General features: G+C 42.0%; 12 protein-coding genes and 1 tRNA gene. 10 read left to right on the top strand and 3 right to left on the bottom strand.

Going from position 1 to position 17,768, the window contains the following annotated elements:
* Positions 1 to 307 precede the first annotated feature (307 nt).
* Positions 308 to 2,539: a T9SS type A sorting domain-containing protein gene (locus M2135_RS08265; RefSeq protein ID WP_280748016.1), complete on the bottom strand. Its 2,232-nt coding sequence runs from the start codon at positions 2,537 to 2,539 to the stop codon at positions 308 to 310.
* Positions 2,540 to 2,643: 104 nt separating this feature from the next.
* On the opposite strand from M2135_RS08265, the gene M2135_RS08260 reads away from it, so the two are divergent.
* Positions 2,644 to 4,281 (top strand): fumarate hydratase, encoded by a 1,638-nt coding sequence (locus M2135_RS08260; RefSeq protein ID WP_280748015.1) that lies wholly within the window; start codon positions 2,644 to 2,646, stop codon positions 4,279 to 4,281.
* 328 nt (positions 4,282 to 4,609) lie between these two features.
* On the opposite strand, the gene M2135_RS08255 is transcribed toward M2135_RS08260, so the two are convergent.
* Entirely contained in the window at positions 4,610 to 6,253 is a 1,644-nt protein-coding gene (locus tag M2135_RS08255; RefSeq protein WP_280748014.1) for an AMP-binding protein, read from the bottom strand.
* A 57-nt stretch (positions 6,254 to 6,310) separates the two neighbouring features.
* Positions 6,311 to 6,895, bottom strand: coding sequence for a cupin domain-containing protein (locus M2135_RS08250; RefSeq protein WP_280748013.1), 585 nt, complete (start codon positions 6,893 to 6,895; stop codon positions 6,311 to 6,313).
* Positions 6,896 to 7,436: 541 nt separating this feature from the next.
* On the opposite strand from M2135_RS08250, the gene M2135_RS08245 reads away from it, so the two are divergent.
* From M2135_RS08245 to M2135_RS08205, 9 genes are all read left to right on the top strand, one after another.
* Positions 7,437 to 8,684 carry an efflux RND transporter periplasmic adaptor subunit gene (locus tag M2135_RS08245; protein ID WP_280748012.1) on the top strand — a complete coding sequence of 416 codons (1,248 nt, stop codon included), beginning with the start codon at positions 7,437 to 7,439 and terminating at the stop codon, positions 8,682 to 8,684.
* A gap of 97 nt (positions 8,685 to 8,781) precedes the next feature.
* Positions 8,782 to 10,047 (top strand): ABC transporter permease, encoded by a 1,266-nt coding sequence (locus tag M2135_RS08240; protein ID WP_280748011.1) that lies wholly within the window; start codon positions 8,782 to 8,784, stop codon positions 10,045 to 10,047.
* Between the two features lie 12 nt (positions 10,048 to 10,059).
* Positions 10,060 to 11,322 carry an ABC transporter permease gene (locus tag M2135_RS08235; protein WP_280748010.1) on the top strand — a complete coding sequence of 421 codons (1,263 nt, stop codon included), beginning with the start codon at positions 10,060 to 10,062 and terminating at the stop codon, positions 11,320 to 11,322.
* Positions 11,323 to 11,358: 36 nt separating this feature from the next.
* On the top strand, positions 11,359 to 12,024 hold the full coding sequence (locus tag M2135_RS08230; RefSeq protein ID WP_280748009.1) for an ABC transporter ATP-binding protein: 666 nt from the start codon (positions 11,359 to 11,361) through the stop codon (positions 12,022 to 12,024).
* A 101-nt stretch (positions 12,025 to 12,125) separates the two neighbouring features.
* Positions 12,126 to 13,397: an ABC transporter permease gene (locus M2135_RS08225; RefSeq protein WP_280748008.1), complete on the top strand. Its 1,272-nt coding sequence runs from the start codon at positions 12,126 to 12,128 to the stop codon at positions 13,395 to 13,397.
* 3 nt (positions 13,398 to 13,400) lie between these two features.
* Positions 13,401 to 14,663: an FtsX-like permease family protein gene (locus M2135_RS08220; RefSeq protein ID WP_280748007.1), complete on the top strand. Its 1,263-nt coding sequence runs from the start codon at positions 13,401 to 13,403 to the stop codon at positions 14,661 to 14,663.
* Between the two features lie 70 nt (positions 14,664 to 14,733).
* Positions 14,734 to 16,044: an ABC transporter permease gene (locus tag M2135_RS08215; RefSeq protein ID WP_280748006.1), complete on the top strand. Its 1,311-nt coding sequence runs from the start codon at positions 14,734 to 14,736 to the stop codon at positions 16,042 to 16,044.
* Positions 16,045 to 16,049: 5 nt separating this feature from the next.
* Positions 16,050 to 17,360: an FtsX-like permease family protein gene (locus tag M2135_RS08210; protein ID WP_280748005.1), complete on the top strand. Its 1,311-nt coding sequence runs from the start codon at positions 16,050 to 16,052 to the stop codon at positions 17,358 to 17,360.
* Positions 17,361 to 17,576: 216 nt separating this feature from the next.
* Positions 17,577 to 17,661, top strand: a tRNA-Ser gene (locus M2135_RS08205).
* Positions 17,662 to 17,768: the final 107 nt, after the last annotated feature.

Below are 17,768 nucleotides of genomic sequence, written 5' to 3'. Positions count from 1 at the left end.
TTTTTAATGAGCGGCTGTAACGAATACTGCCATTTTGTTTCGTTTCTAACATAAGTTTACTTTTGTTGAATGACAACCTATTTCAGGACAGGACATTATATTCACTTTTCTGTTAGAGGTACCTCTAAAATCATTTAGACGTACCTCTAAATGAATTTACACCTACCTCTAAATTGTTTTAGACGTACCTCTAACAAAAAACACACCTACGTGTTACAGAAAAACAGACAGGATATTGCAAAAAAATGAACAGTATCTTGTTTATATTTCCATAGGATGAAGTTGGAATTGGAGGTGGATCTTTCGATCAAAAAACCACCTTCTGCGAATAATTCAGTTGATCTGAAACAATATGCACCAAGTAGATTCCACTTGGATAAGCGACGGGAATAGTCGATTGTGGCTGATCGATAGTCATTGTTCGAAGCCGTTTTCCGTTGATATCCGATAGACTTAATTGGGCAGAGGTGATCTCTTTTTGAAAGACGATATGTAATGTCTGACGTTCTGCTCCTACGAAAACCAAAACCGGTTGGTTCTCTGATATCTCAACGTTTGAATCTGCGGATTTATATTGGAGAACGGGATCTATAAATAAGGATGTTTTCATGGGTTTAGCCGGATGTTGGGTCGCTTCTATCCATTGATTGTTGTACTTTATCCAGGCGGTATTGTGTGTTGTTTCGTCTGCGGGAATATTGTATGCAGCGAAATATCCGTTTTCCTCCGGCGCAGAAAGAATCCGATAGCCGACATAATATTTACCGGAAACAGCAACAGGAGATGAAAAAGCAATGAAACTTTCTTGTGCCCTGTTCAGCGATTTTCCTGTTTCCTGAAATTGATCTTTTCCATTGACTTTGTTGAAGAAAGAGGGTTGGAAGAGTTCTGTATGTAAAAGTGTTTGTGGCCCATTTTCACCGCTGTAAACGGTGATTTCGACTTCCAGATCCTTGTAATTGGATCCGGCAGCCGGATTGACGATGTAGGTTCCAAACAGTTGGGCGTTTCCGGTCGCCTGATACGCTTCTGCATATTCGCTTGTGCCTAATGCGTTATTTCCAAAAAGAGGCGCTTCTTCATTCGGGAGTAAGGTTGTTTCGACCATTTCCGTTTTTCCGGCTGAGCGGACATTGCTGAATCGCTGTGCCGGACTATCGCTATAGGGATCCAACCCTTTATTGGTTCGTTTGTCTTTGTTGGAAGGATCCAGCCAATATTTAAGCTGACGATCAGCATCTGTTTCGGCATCCCACGCTTTGTTTAAGGCATAATAAAAATCGTTTTCCGGTTTGGAGCAGACAGACATTCCTCCGGATAGGATGCCTACAACCTGTCCGTTGTCGTCGACCAAAGGAGATCCGGAAGAACCTCCGGCAGTACTACCTGCTGCCCATTTTCTGACCCACCAATGTGCATCTTCATAGAAGTTGGTACCAAGTGTTTCAAAAGAGGTCAGTGAAATGGATCCATCCAGAATGTTTAACCGTTTAACGGCTCCTCCCGGATGATGAATGCCGGTATAAGGTGCTTTTCCGTTGTCTGATGCGTTCCATCCGGAATAGTAAGGGCGATAATAGGGGGGAGGTGTTTCCAATAATTCCAACAACGCCAGATCGTTTTGTTCATTGACAGCCCGAAAGAGGGAAGAGGCCACCGACATCTCTTCTGTTCCGCGAAGGACAGACTGGCATAGCGGGCTTTCGTAATTGAAAAAACAGACGATATTACCTGCTATTTTTTCATAGTCGGGGTTAGTCACCGTAAAATTATTATTGAGGCAATGGGAAGCAGTCAACAAATAAGGTTTTCCATCTCCGGACGTATTATTGACCATCACTCCGGTACAACTAATAGAGCCATCTATAATTAAAAGAACGACGCTACGGCCGACATCTTCCAGATAATCAAACTCATCGGTATAACAGGCTAGCGGCAACATACAGGAGAAACTACTTTTATCACCCTGCGGCTCTTGTCCGCGCAAGGAACGATACCCATGATTGACTTCACCGACTGTCAACCGACCCGGAAAAGCAACACGTGGTGGTTCCTGATATTCGATAATGAGTTCTTCTCCTTCGATGGGAGCAACCGGCAATAGATGCAGCTCGGAATTATTCAAGTGATTGAATGCGCCTAAGATCTGTGTCTGATCACTATTGTAGACAAACAACCGGGCGCCTTCAGGCAATTCATATTCGGTGAATAGCACATTTAAAGAGAGTGCTCCTTGAGATCGGATGCCTAAACGCCAGACTTTAGTGCCGTCTGCTAGCGTATAAGATATGCCAGAGTTACTGCGGTTGTAATCTGTTATAAATTTGTAAGCAAAACGATAACCGCTTCTCAAGTCGCTGTCGAATAAAGCATCCAGACGAAGTTCTGCTTCTACATCAAAGGCGGGCATTTCGCAGAATAAACGGGGATCAACACTCCGGGTAAGTGTCAGAGGCAAAGGCCTTCCTCCATGGCTCACCTGGGCAATTAGGTGAGTGCTAAGGCAGAGCAATATACAGAGAAAAGTGAATCGTTTCATATCGTACAAAAGTAATGAATTCTTTTACTTCTTATGAGAATCAGCAATTAAATACGTAATTTTGTCGGACAGAAACCAATAACATCATTTAAATTTTAAAGTATATGGCAACACCTCCTTTTAAGTATCAGGAGCCTTTTCCAATGGGAAAAGATCAGACGGAGTATTATCTGTTGACGGATGAACATGTCTCGGTAGCAGCATTCGAAGGGAAAGAAATGTTGAAAGTAGAAGCTGAAGGATTAGCTAAACTGGCTAAAGCTTGTTTTCATGATGTCGCGTTCTTCTTACGCAAAGATCATCAGGAACAAGTAGCGAAGATTTTATCGGATCCGGAGGCTAGTGACAATGATAAATTTGTCGCATTAACTTTTCTGCGGAATGCAGAAGTGTCAGCAAAAGGACAATTACCATTCTGTCAGGATACAGGCACGGCGATTATCGTAGGTAAAAAAGGGCAACAGGTATGGACCGGTTATGATGATGCGGAAGCGTTGTCTAAAGGAGTGTATGACACCTATACGGAAGACAATCTGCGTTATTCTCAGAATGTGCCGTTGGATATGTACAATGAAAAGAATACAGGATGTAATCTGCCGGCTCAGATCGATCTTTACGCTACCGAAGGGGCAGAATACAAATTCCTTTGTGTAGCAAAAGGAGGCGGATCGGCCAATAAAACCTATCTGTTTCAGGAAACAAAAGCCTTATTGAATCCGGATACACTGGTGCCTTATCTGGTAGAAAAGATGAAAACGCTTGGTACGGCTGCATGTCCTCCTTACCATATCGCTTTTGTGATCGGAGGAACGTCGGCTGAGACTAATCTGAAAACGGTTAAACTCGCTTCTGCTCATTATTATGATACCCTGCCGACCGAAGGCAATGAAGGCGGACAGGCTTTCCGTGATATCGAACTGGAAAAACAGGTATTGGAAGCAGCCTATAATATCGGATTGGGCGCTCAATTCGGCGGAAAGTATTTTGCGCATGATATCCGCATTGTTCGTCTGCCGCGTCATGGTGCGTCTTGTCCTGTAGGGATGGGTGTTTCATGTTCGGCCGACCGGAATATCAAAGCGAAAATCAATAAAGAAGGAATTTGGATTGAGAAACTAGAAACGAATCCGGCACGTCTTATTCCGGCAGAGTTACGTAATGCTGGTGAGGGTGATGCTGTCAAGATCAATCTCAATCAACCGATGGCTGATATCTTGAAAGAGTTAGACAAATACCCTGTTGCGACACGTTTATCCCTTTCGGGAACCATTGTTGTCGGACGTGATATTGCTCATGCGAAATTGAAAGAACGGATTGATAATGGCGAAGGACTTCCTCAATATGTGAAAGATCATCCGATCTATTATGCCGGCCCGGCGAAGACTCCGAAAGGTATGCCTTCCGGATCATTCGGTCCGACAACAGCAGGGCGTATGGACTCTTATGTAGACCTTTTCCAGGAAAATGGGGGCAGCTTGCTTATGATAGCTAAGGGGAATCGGAGCCAGCAGGTGACTGATGCTTGTCAGAAACACGGTGGATTCTACCTGGGAAGTATCGGAGGGCCGGCAGCAGTCTTGGCTCTGGAGAGTATCAAGAAAGTCGAATGTCTGGAATATCCTGAACTGGGAATGGAAGCGATCTGGAAGATTGAAGTGGAAAATTTCCCGGCATTTATCCTTGTCGATAATAAAGGGAATGACTTCTTTAAACAACTGAAGCCGCGTTGTTCTTGTAAATAATAATGATTTGAAAAAATAGGAGGGGGTTATCCAATCTTTGGATAACCCCCTTGCTTCATTACAGAGGTTCAAAGTCGTGTCTGAATGGTCTCAGACACTCACGCCAGTGCCAAATAATTATAACCCAATCTTTTCTACCAATGACTCCAAAACCATTATAAACCACAACAAATATACGTTTTTGGTGATCCTATGCAAGACGAAAAAAGAGTATTCTCTTTTAATTCGTAGCTATTTTAGTCATTGATCATACATACTCTTGAAAAACCAATACTTTTACATCCGCTTTTAAACGTTATCTTTTTTATGTTCTGCAACAGATATGTTATTAACCTTGTGTTTTTAAGAGTTCCAATCCGATATCTTTTAACTTGAATTTCTGAATCTTCCCACTACCGGTCAGCGGATAACCATCCACGAAAAAGACATATTTCGGAATCTTATGCCGTGCAATCTTTCCGCGACAGAAGTCTTTAACCTCTTCTTCGCTCAGTGAAGCCCCTTCTTTCAGGATAATAAACGCGCCCACTTCTTCCCCATATTTTTCAGAAGGAATGCCGACAACCTGAATATCCTGCACGCCTTCGAGGTGATAGAGGAACTCTTCGATCTCACGCGGGTAGATATTCTCTCCTCCACGTATAATCATATCTTTAATACGTCCGGTAATGCGAAAATACCCCTGTTCGTCTTTTACTCCGAGGTCGCCCGAATGCAACCATCCATCTTCATCAATCGCTTCGGCTGTCGCTGACGGATTGTTATAATATCCTTTCATCACCAGGTAGCCCCGGCAGCAGACTTCTCCCTGAACACCGACCGGACACTCTTCCCCGGTCTCGGGATCCAATATTTTGACTTCCGTGTGAGGGTATTCTTTGCCAACCGTATGACAACGTGCTTCGAATGGATCGTCTATCGTTGTATGAGTCATACCAGGTGTACTTTCAGTTAACCCATAAACACTGGTGATCGTCATATACATCTTCTCATTACAAGCACGCATCAATTCGACCGGACAGAGTGATCCGGCCATAATTCCGGTACGCAACGACGTCAGATCAAACATATCAAACATCGGATGATTCAGCTCGGCAATAAACATCGTTGGAACTCCGTACAAAGCGGTACATCTCTCTTTATGTATAGAGGCCAGTACGACCAGCGGGTCAAACCGCTCGACCATCACCTGCGTACAACCGTGTGTCAATACATTCATCGATGCCAGTGTAATACCGAAACAGTGAAAGAGAGGCACACAACAACATAGTTTGTCATCGGCCGTAAACTTCATCGCTTCTCCGGTGAAAAAACCGTTGTTGGTCAATCCATAGTGCGTCAGCATAACGCCTTTGGGAAATCCGGTAGTCCCCGATGTATATTGCATATTCACCACATCCTGGCAGCTAACTTTGTCTTTAGCCTCTACCAAGGTGTGGTCACTGATATTTTGTCCCAATAATAACAGTTCCGGGGTATTATACATCCCCCGGTATTTTTCCTGTCCGATATAGACGATATTTTTTACTGTCGGAAAACGTTCGCTTTTCAAATAACCACGTTGCGACTCCTTTAACTCAGGCAGCATGGTATTGACCATATCGATATAACTTCCGTCGAATACACCCTCTGTAATACATAAGGTGTGCAAATCAGAGTTGCTTACGAGATATTCCAGTTCACTCTGTTTATAGTTCGTATTGACAGTGACAAGTACAGCGCCTATCTTCGCACCGGCGAAAACAAATGTCAGCCAGTCGGGCACATTTGTTGCCCAGATACCCACATGCGTACCATGTGTGACTCCGATCGAAAGCAATCCTTTTGCCATATCGTCTACCCGTTGGTTAAACTGGCTCCAGGTAAAGCGCAAATCTCTGTCGGAGTAAACCAGATATTCTTTGTCCGGAGTGACTTCCGCCCAATGTTCAAGCCACTGTCCCAGTGTCTTTTCCTGTAATTGATATTCCATAATAAAATAAGTCGTTAGAAAGTAGCCAGGTTATTCTTTTTTGACCACTGTTTCAGATTAATAAGGCGTATATACCACACCCAGAATTTTCGCTTTACTGTCTGCTGCGGCATGTACATGATGGGCGATGATAGAATCGTAATAAATACTGTCGCCTTCTTCCAGTATATAGGTGTTTTTGCCGTAAATAATCTCTATCACCCCTTCCAAGACATAGATAAACTCTTCCCCTTCGTGTGTGGAAAGCACGAAATCAACACCCTCTTCTGTTGGTAAAACATCGATCAGGAACGGTTCCATATGCCGACCCGATTTGTCTTGCGATAACGCATGATATTGCATCTGTTTTTTCCCGTCCGATTCGTTATTGGAGAAATCAATCTTGTTTTTTTCGTTACTATCCAGCTTTCGGCAGATAACAGGACCCAGTTCGGTTTGATCATCCAGAAAAGTGCCCAGCCGTACACCAAGCACCCGGGCTATTTTGATTAATGGTGCTAATGAAGGGAAGTCTATATTGCCTTCGATCCTTTCAACCTGACTGATCGTCAGACCGGAACGACAAGCGACTTCTTGAACGGTTAATTGTTTGGCTTCGCGCAAGTTCTTGATTTTCTCACCTATAATTTTATTATTCCCCATTTCTGTTAATTGCTTAATATTTGATGCTTTTATATGATAATTTGTAATTAAACGACGCAAATTTACATTAATTTTTCAGATTACGAAACCTCCGGCTGTAAAATAGAAGAAGAAAATGGAGGGAGGTTGTAGTCTGAAACCAAAGCTTAGGAGAACCAATCCTACCGGTACACGACCTCTATTGCTTTGACCGAAGTGACCTACCTGTTTTATCAGATTGCCCTATCATTTATCCAAGAACAACTAATCGTCTACCAATTGGTAGACGATCGGGCAACAGTTGGTAGACGATAGTGACACAGTTGGTAGACGATAGTGATCCAACTGGTAGACGATTAGTTTTTTTGTCTCAAACGGATTCGCTTTGCAGATAAAAAAGAGAAGTCAAGCAGTTAAAATAGTTTAGTTTGAACGATTGGCTGCAAAATCGTACACCATGTCCGATAATGAACAGTTGTTTGTTGTGTAATTATCTATTTTACAGATATTTGTGTTTTTGGCATAAACTTTGCCTAATGGTTCGGAAAGAAAACAATAAGTAATGGATCGGGAAATATCGAAAGAAGTACAACAGAAGGAACAACGAAAGCAGATACTGAAAATAGTATTGGGAGTTGGAGTAGCTGTTCTGGTAATCGGTGGAATTATTACAGTGATGCAAACCAGTCTTAACCGGAAAGAGCTTGTCTTATCGAAGGTAGACGTAGGGCTGATTGAAGTTTCGGTTAGCGCATCCGGGAAAGTCATACCCGCATTTGAGGAGATTATTAATTCACCTATTCATTCGCGGATTGTCGAAATTTACAAAAAAGGAGGCGATTCGGTCGATGTCGGGACACCGATTTTGAAACTCGACCTGCAAAGTACGGAGACGGAGTATAATAAGTTGTTGGATGAGGAGCAGATGCAACGTTTACAATTGGAGCAGTTGCGCGTATCCACACAAGGCAAACTCTCGGAAATGGAGATGAAACTGAAAGTTTCGCGTATGACTTTAAACCGGAAAGAGGTCGAATTGCGCAACGAACGTTACCTGGATAGTCTTGGTGCGGGAACAGCGGATAAAGTCTTACAGGTGGAGTTGGATTATAATGTCAGTCAACTGCAATTGGTCGAAGAGGAGCAGAAGTTTGAAAATGAAAAGGCGTTGGCTGAAGCCGGACTGAAAGTAAAAGAGTTGGAGTTAAGTATTTTTCGTAAAGGGCTTGCTGAAACCAAACGCATCCTGGAAGATGCACAAATCCGCTCACCACGTAAAGCGATACTGACGTATGTCAACAATGAGATTGGCGCACAGGTGACACAAGGAACAAGAGTGGCTATTGTTTCGGATCTGACTCATTTTAAAATAGAAGGTGAAATAGCCGATACCTATGGCGACCGAATAGGAGCGGGGAGTAGGGCGGTTGTTCGTATCGGTAGTGATAAACTGGATGGTGTGGTAAGCGATGTGACTCCCTTGTCCAAAAATGGAGTGATCTCATTTACGGTACAGTTGGAGGAAGATAACCATCGTCGCCTTCGTTCGGGTTTGAAAACGGATGTCTATGTGATGAATGCGATCAAAGAAGATGTCATGCGTATTGTCAATGGCTCTTATTATATCGGAAAAGGCGAATATGAATTATTTGTAGTGAATGGTGATCAGTTAATCAAACGAAAGGTGCAGTTGGGGGATAGTAATTTTGAATATGTGGAAGTGATTCGTGGTCTTGAACCTGGTGATGAGGTGGTCGTGTCGGATATGTCGGGATATAAGGAGAAAAACAAACTTAAAATAAGAGAATGAAGTTAGAAGTAGGAAGTAAGGAAAAAACTTCGATGTAATATTTCATTTTTTAATTCCAACTTCTAACTTCTTACTACTAACTTCCAAAGAAAAAGCTATGCTTAAGCAATATTTCAAACAAGCTCTGCAAATGCTGAAGGATAATCCTTTAGTGAATGCCATATCGATAATGGGTACGTCATTGTCTATTGCGATGATTATGGTGATCGTATTAGTCTTTCAGATCAATAATGCGAATTATGCGCCGGAGTCGGCTCGTGATCGTATGCTATACGTGTTGGGAACGGAAGTGTATTGCGAATCAAAAACAACCCGGACCAGAGGAGGCATGTCGGAAGAAGTAGTGAAAGAATGTTTTTACGCTCTTCAACGTCCGGAGGCGGTAACAGCTTGTTCAAAATCCGAGAGACCTGTTTCCTTGCCGGGTGAGCGTCTTTTTGCCGAGTATAATATAAACTATACTGATCCCGGATGTTGGAAGGTGTTTGATTTTACATTTATACATGGGGCTCCTTTTACCGAATCGGATTTCCTCTCGGGTATGCCCCGGGCAGTCGTATCTGCCGAAACAGCCCGTAAGCTATTCGGAATAACAGAAGTTGTGGGTAAAGAGATTGTGATTGACTATGTATCATATTCGATCACAGGAGTAGTTAAAACGGTTAGTTCAGGCGCCCGGTTTGCTTATGCGGATATTTGGGTTCCTTATCGTTCGAAGCCCGGATTAATAGCGTATGATATGCATTATGAAGGAGGAAGTGGCTCTTTTCGGACAATCTTGTTAGCTCGTAGTCCGGCGGATTTTGAGGCTGTAAAATCGGAGTTGAACGCTCAATTAGCAGTTTATAATACGGCGAAAGAGGATTGTAAAGTCAACTTTCTGTCTAATCCGATTGATCAACTGGATCTGACAATGGGGTCAGGTGGGTTTCAGAAGGTTTCTTTTAAGAGTTATTTTCTTTCTACCGGATCGGTATTGTTGTTTCTTCTATTGATACCGGCGATGAACCTTATTGGTATAGTGCAATCTTCCGTCCAGAAACGAAAAGGGGAGATCGGTCTTCGTAAGGCCTTCGGGGCTACCTGGGGGAAGCTGATCGGACAGGTCCTTTTTGAAAATATGGTCATTACCTGTATAGGCGCTTTGATCGGATTGATGCTTTCTTTTTTGTTTTTGCATCTGGGTAAATCGTTCATATTGAATGAAGATATGATGCTGACAGCTGATATGCTTTTTAAACCGGGTTTGTTTTTAGCCGTTCTCTTTTTTGCTTTGCTTTTGAACTTGTTGAGCGCCGGACTACCTGCGCTTTATACTGCCCGGCAACAGATTGTGGCGGCTTTAAATGATACGAATCAATAAACGGAACGAATTATGATTAAGCAAATATTAAAGATTATCTGGTCTCAACGGAAAAGCAATATCTGGATTTTTGCCGAGCTGACCGTAGTGGTATGTGCGGTGTGGTGGATTACCGATCAGATGTATGTAGATTTGAAAACTTATTATTCGCCGATGGGATATGATATTTCAAATACTTGGCGATTTCAGCTGGATAATCTGGCTCCGGAGGCTCCGGGATATGTGCCGGAAGAAATATATCAATCCACAGAAGGCGACGATCTGATGAGGTTGCAGACCCAGATCCTTCAACATCCGTCGGTAGAGAATGTTTGTATCTCATTTTATTCGGCTCCTTATGCCTTCGGTAATTCATGGACACAAATTATGCCGGTAGAAGGGGATACCACATACCGGGAGAATTCTTTTCAGTGTCGGTATGTCTCTCCTGAATTTTTCGACTTATTCAGAATTAAAGACATTCATGGGAATTCTATTACATCTATGGTTGAAAGTGCACATATCCCTGTGGTCGTATCTGAAGATATGGCGCTTAAATTCTTTCATACCAGTGATGTAAGAGGACGACAGCTTCAATATCCATCGGGAGATACGCGAATGACGATCGCGGCGGTTTCTGTTCCTTATCGCGATAATGAATATAAACGAAGTGAACCGTTTTTCTATAAAATATATTCCGGAACTGATTTGAAGGACTTTATTATGGATACATCAGTGAAATCGCTGGAGTTTTGTGTGAGGATGAAACGACATTATTCACAGGAAGAAATCAATGAGTTCCTGAAAGAAATGGAGGACAGGTTGACAGTAAACAATCTGACAGTATATAGTGTACGTTCAATAACACATAATAAAGAACTAATTCTGAGGGATACGAACAAAGAAACCAGTAAAAAAATGTCACTGGTTGGCTTTTTATTGATCAATGTTCTTTTTGGTATTATCGGAACCTTCTGGTTGCGGACACAGCATCGTAAGGCTGAATTCGGGTTGCGGGTAGCATTAGGTGCTGATCAGTCATCTATTCGTTTCTATAGTTATCTGGAAGGGATAATTCTTTTGTTATTGACTGTTCCGCTGACCTTACCTTTTGTATTGAATATTATCTTTATGGATGTTCCGGATATGTATCGTGTGCCTTATTCAATCGGGCGTTTCCTGATTACATATAGTCTGACGTATGTATTGATGACGGTAATGATCTGTATAGGTATCTGGTTCCCGGTGCGCAGAGTGGTAAAACTGGCTCCGGCAGAAGCTTTACACTATGAGTAATAGAATATTAATAATTAATAATTAACAATTGAATACATGATTAAGCTGGCTAATTTAGAAAAGATCTATCGTACCAAAGAAATTGAGACGGTAGCATTAGAGAATGTCAATTTGGAAGTCAAAAAAGGAGAATTCCTAAGTGTGATGGGGCCGTCAGGTTGTGGTAAATCCACGCTGTTGAATATTATTGGTCTGTTGGATGCTCCAACTTCCGGTGCAATTGAAATCAATGGAGTGAACACTATGAATATGAATGATAAACAATTGGCTGCATTCCGGAATAAGCAGTTGGGTTTCGTATTCCAGAGTTTTCACCTGATCAATTCGCTGAATGTATTGGATAATGTAGAGCTTCCTTTATTATACCGCAAAGTGTCGGCATCCGAACGCCGGAAAGCTGCCCAGGCTGTATTGGAGAAAGTAGGATTAAGCCATCGTATGCGTCATTTCCCGACTCAGTTATCCGGCGGACAGTGTCAACGCGTAGCCATTGCCCGGGCAATTGTAGGGAATCCGGAAATTATACTGGCGGATGAGCCGACAGGAAATCTGGATAGTAAAATGGGGATCGAAGTCATGGATATCCTCCACACACTGAATAAAGAAGACGGCCGTACCATTGTTATGGTTACCCACAACGAGCAACAAGCCAAGCAGACAAGCCGGACTATCCGGTTCTTTGACGGACGACAAGTGCAATAGTAATTAATGGTTAATGATGAATGATGAATGTTTAATTCGGATTGTATCATTCATCGTTATTTTAATTAATCATTAATCATTAACAATTAATCATTAAAAGAATGATACATCAGTATATTAAACAGGCCTGGTATATGCTCCGGGAAAATAAGTTACTCAGTATTATTTCCATACTGGGGACTGCTTTAGCCATTTGTATGATCATGATAATTGTGATCTTATATGAAGTGAATACAGCAAATATTTCGCCGGAAATACATCGCAATCAGACTTATTATCTGACAGCGGTGGAGTCAATTGATAAAACGACAAATAGACGTCAGTCTTATGGTTTTATGGGATTACCATTTATAAAAGAATGTTTTTATACGTTGGAATCGGCCGAAGTTGTAACAGCAGTATCCCGTACTCAGGGAGAAAAACTTTATGCAACGACCATGGACGGAAACAGGGGCAGTTCGACAGATGTTCTTTTTACCGACGGATATTTCTGGGATATTTTTGCATTTGACTTTATTGCAGGAAAGCCATTTGAATATACTGCGGCAGAGGCCGGAATGAAGACACTTGTAATCAATGAGACGCTTGCCCGTAGACTCTTTGGTTCGACTGATGTGACTGGAAAAGAAATGAAACTTAATTATATTGTCTATACAATAAGCGGAGTTGTCAGAGATGTATCCCGTTATGCCGATAAAACTTATGCAGATATCTGGATTCCTTATCATGCAGGGGCTAATACTTCTGCTTGGTGTGATGGTATTAATGGGAATTTCAACTGTTATATATTAAAAAAACCGGAAGTAAGCAGAGAAACTTTTCACAATGAAGTTTCCAGTAAAGTCGCGACGTTTAATGGACAAACACCTCAATTCCGGGCAGAAATAGGTTCTCAACCTTTTAGTCATCTTGAATACTGGTTGGGCGGCAGCGGGAATCATCAGGCTCCTGATCTTAAAAAAATATTTATGCGGTATGGGATGATTATTATTGTCTTATTGCTTGTTCCTGCATTGAATTTATCGGGGATAACATTGGCGCAGATGCGAAAACGTATCAGTGAACTGGGGGTACGTCGTGCATTTGGAGCCACAACCGGGAATATCATGTGGCAAGTACTGACGGAAAACTTGTTGCTTACCTTGGTCGGAGGATTCTTCGGATTGCTGTTCTCTTATTTGGGTATGGTCTTGTTTAAAGATTGGCTGCTAATGACTACCATGGGGCAGTCGGGACTGACAGGAGGAATGTTTAATCCGGTGGTTTTTCTGATTGCATTGGCGTTCTGTCTCGTAATGAACTTATTATCTGCAGGTATTCCGGCCTGGCGTGTTTCAAGGGTTACTGTTGTGGAATCGATAAAGGAGGAGTAAGCTATGATAAAGAAAACAATCAAACAATTATGGAATGAACGTCGCAGTAACCTGTTGATCGGATTGGAACTGTTGGTGGTCTCGGTCTTTCTATGGTATACGGTAGATGAATTACTTAGGGATTATAAACGTTTTTCCATGCCATTAGGTTTTGATATCAGCCATGTTTATTATGTTGAGTTATCTTCTATCCCGTCAGAGAGTCCGGATTATGTAGAGGCTACAGATGAAATAGCGACAGTGGGAGCGGATTTTCTTACAATCATCGACCGTTTACGATTAAATCCGGATATAGAATATGTTGGTTATACGTCGGGTATTCATTTTCATTATCGCTGGTCGAATCGGTATACCTCTTTTCAGGTAGATACGGCAATTGTTCCACAAGGATTTGTTCGCCCGGTAGGTTCATCTTATTTTGATCTTTTCCAGGTGAAAACGGCTGACGGAGGTAGTCCGCAATTGTTAATAGAGGCATTAGAGAGGGGTGAAATTGTCGTGACCAAAAGAGTTGCGGAAAAGTTTTTCGGAAACGCCGCTAATGCAATAGGGAAAGATATTTCCTGTATTGACCAAGGAGATACGGAAAGTAGAGTTTATCGGATAGGAGGGGTATGTGAGGATCAACGATATAATGAGTTTAGTTCTTACGATTATGCTTATTATCAGTTGATATCCGCTTCTGAAGTTAGGAATACCAATTCTCTTGGTTATCCTTTATTTATACGGACAAAACCGGTTGCAGATAAAAAAGATTTCCCTGAAAAATTCAGAAAAGAGATGGAATCTCAGTTAAAAATAGGAAATATTTACCTCAAGAACATTCAGCCTATGTCTGAGCGTCGGAGTGAGCATATTCGTTCCTGGATTGATGGTATGCGTATGAATATAGCTGTTGTCGTCTTTTTCCTCTTAAATGTTTTTCTCGGAGTGATCGGTACATTTTGGCTGAGAACACAACAAAAACGAGGAGAGATAGGTCTCAGAATTGCTTTAGGATCAACCCGGAAATCAATATTCGGAATGTTACTGTCACAAGGAGTCATCATATTGGTTATCGCTTTTTTGATAGGGGCTGTTATTTTCTGTAATTTCTGGTTTACAGGTGTTTTGAATGCTGTGACCTGGGTCGATACGACTTATCGTTTAGTGATTGGCATGGGAATGACCTTCGCTCTTCTATTGGTTATGATTTGTATCGGTATCAGCTTTCCTGCTTATCGGGCAATGAAAGAGAAACCGGCAGAGGCTTTGCATTATGAGTGAGAATAATGGTTAATGATGAATGATTAATGGGGTGACTTAAATTAATCATTAACAATTAATAATTAAAAGAATGATACAGCTTTATTTCAAACAGGCTTGGAATCGATTGCGGCAAGAGAAGGTGTTTAGTTTCATTTATGTGATTGGAACCGGACTTTCTATTACTGTAGTGATGGTACTGGCGATTGTGATCTATATGAAGATCGCCAATGTTTATCCGGAAACAAATCGTGACCGTATGCTTATTGTGCAATATGCAGGAGTAAAAGCAGAGAATGGATCGGTTGGTACCAGTCGCTTATCGCTGGATGTTATCCGGCAATGTATTTATCCGTTGCAAACGGCTGAAGCTGTATCGGCAGTCTATGGATATTGGGGAGGGAATGCCGTACAACCGGAAGGAAGTGACGAGCAGATGTCTGCCTCGGTAAAATATGTAGATACAGGATACTGGAATGTGTTCTCGTTTAATTTTATCGAAGGAGCTCCCTTTACTGAGGCTGATATGGAGTCGGGTATACGAACTGTAGTGATCAGCGAATCCTATGCCCGTAAGGTTTTCGGAACAACAGAGGTTACCAGTAAATTTATCAGCCTGAACTTCGATCCCTATCGTATTTGTGGGGTGGTTAAAGACCCGTCGTATATAGCTGATAAAACATTTGCCCAGCTTTGGATGCCTTATTCGGCTTACCCTGGGCTGCAACCTGCCTGGCAAACCGATTGGTATAAAAATACACTCGGCTCCTTTATTGCCTACATATTGGCTCCGTCCGAAAAAGATATAGAAAAAGTCAAACAGGAGATCAGTGAGAATTTCCGGCGTTATGCTTCTTCTCTGGATGGACTTACCTTTACCATTCACGGACAGCCTGACCGTCAATGGCAATCACTCTTTCGGTTAAGTAGCCGCCTAACGATTGATTTTACACAGATCAAGTTGCAATACTTAGCTCTCTTTTTTCTATTGCTGTTTATACCAGCTGTGAGTCTTTCGGGAATGGCCGACTCGCAGATGGGATGTCGTTTAGAAGAGATGGGACTTCGCCGTGCTTTCGGAGCACGTAGCGGGGGATTGATGAAACAGCTGATTGTTGAGAATATGTTGTTGACTTTCCTGGGCGGGATATTGGGATTGCTGTTCTCTTACCTATTCGTTTACTTTTTCCGCCGATGGATCATCCATATCGGCACCGGACAGAAATTTGTAAACGCTGTGCCCGAAGGGATTGATGTGGCGATATCTCCATCGATGATGATGAATTTCACGGTATTTGGTATCGCCCTGGGTATTTGTCTACTTCTGAACCTGATGGTAACGGCTATACCCGCCTGGCGCGCCTCTCGTCGTGAAATCGTTTATTCACTTAGCAGCAAATAAGAGTTATGATACATACAATCTGGAAGCAAATAAGAAATCAGTGGAGGAAGAACGTCTGGATAACTCTGGAACTTTTACTTATCTTTTGTCTGGTCTGGTATATGGTAGACTATTTCTTTGTGTTAGGGTATAATAAGAGTCTCACTTCACATCGCGATATAAAAGACACGTATATGATCAATATGGGGTCTTTTTCGGATACCCATCCCAATTATGCCGAAGCGGAAAATACACCGGAAGCACGATTGATAAACTTCCGCAGGGTAGTCGACCGGATTAAGGAACATCCACAAGTAGAATCGGTCGCTCTTGGATTTGGTCCCGGCGCTTTTCCTGCCTTAGGAGCGAATTACAGTACGGAGTACAGAAGTGTAAATGATACAAACTCGGTAGTTGAGGCACAATTTATTCAGTTTATGACTGAGGGTGATTATTTTAAGGTATTCCGTTATACTAAAGATAAAGGGAAAACTCCCGTCTCCCTGTCCGATTATGATTGGAACGATCCGTCTCATGTGCTTATCTCGAGTTTATTGGCAGAGAAGCTGTTTCCCGGCGAGTCGGCTGTGGGGAAATACATTGAACGAACCTATGTACAACCTGATGCTTCCCGTGAGCGCTACCGTATAGTAGGAGTGATAGACAATATAAAATTTTTTAGTTACTTACGTCCCTTGGGGAATATCTATATACCGATGCCATTCAACGAACAGACCTTATCCCAGGCTTTTCTTGGTATCCGGACAAAAAATCATATTCCGTATCAACAATTCACTGCGGAATTTAATAAAGAAATGAGTAGCTTATTGCGGATAGGTAATTACTACCTGAGCAGTATCACTGCATTAGACCAGATCGAAGAGGAGACCGATTACCGGTCGGGTATCACGAATGATATCCGTATGCGTACTGCTTTATTGATTTTTATCTTTATCAATATAACGCTTTGTGTACTGGGTACTTTTTGGTTTCGCACGAACAGGTGCCGGGAGGAGATCGGTGTACGGCGTGCGATGGGTGCAAACACCAGTGATATCTGGAAACTTTTTGTCATAGAAGGTCTTATTCTTTTGACAGTCGTTGTTGTACCGGCAATGTTTGTTGAAATACAATTCATCTATGCCGACCTTATTGAAACATTAGGTAGGGATATCAAATCGTATGGCGATTATCTACCGGATCATATATTTCTCCGTTTTTTGATCACAAATCTGCTTACCTGGCTGCTGATGGCAGCAATGGTCATATTGGCTATCTGGTATCCTACCCGTCAGGCAAGCCGGATTAATCCGGTAGATGCGTTGAGGGATGAATAAAACAGTTTGACAACCATTATGATATACTGTGTCTTAAAACAGGTCTGACTATATGATTAATAATTAGTTTATTAATAGTCAGTTGTTCTAAAATAAAGGGTTTGCTCAATAAAAAATGGATTGAAATTTGGAAAGATTATTTATTTCATTTAACTTTGCACCCGAAATCAGAGAAAGAGGTTGAAACCTCATGATAGATTTTTGTATTGATAGACTGGAGAGATGGCAGAGTGGTCGATTGCGGCGGTCTTGAAAACCGTTGAAGTGAGAGCTTCCGGGGGTTCGAATCCCTCTCTCTCCGCAAGCAAGCAAAGCAAAAACAAGATAATCCCTGTAAATTAGACGTTTACAGGGATTTTTGTTTTTGAGAGAATAGCAAAAAACAGCAGTTTGGAGTGCTTTTCACAG

The organism is Parabacteroides sp. PF5-9 (assembly GCF_029893105.1).
In the GTDB taxonomy this organism is placed as follows: Bacteria; Bacteroidota; Bacteroidia; order Bacteroidales; family Tannerellaceae; genus JARXWG01.
The sequence above is the reverse complement of the archived record's forward strand: the minus strand, read 5'-3'. Positions and strand labels throughout refer to the sequence as shown.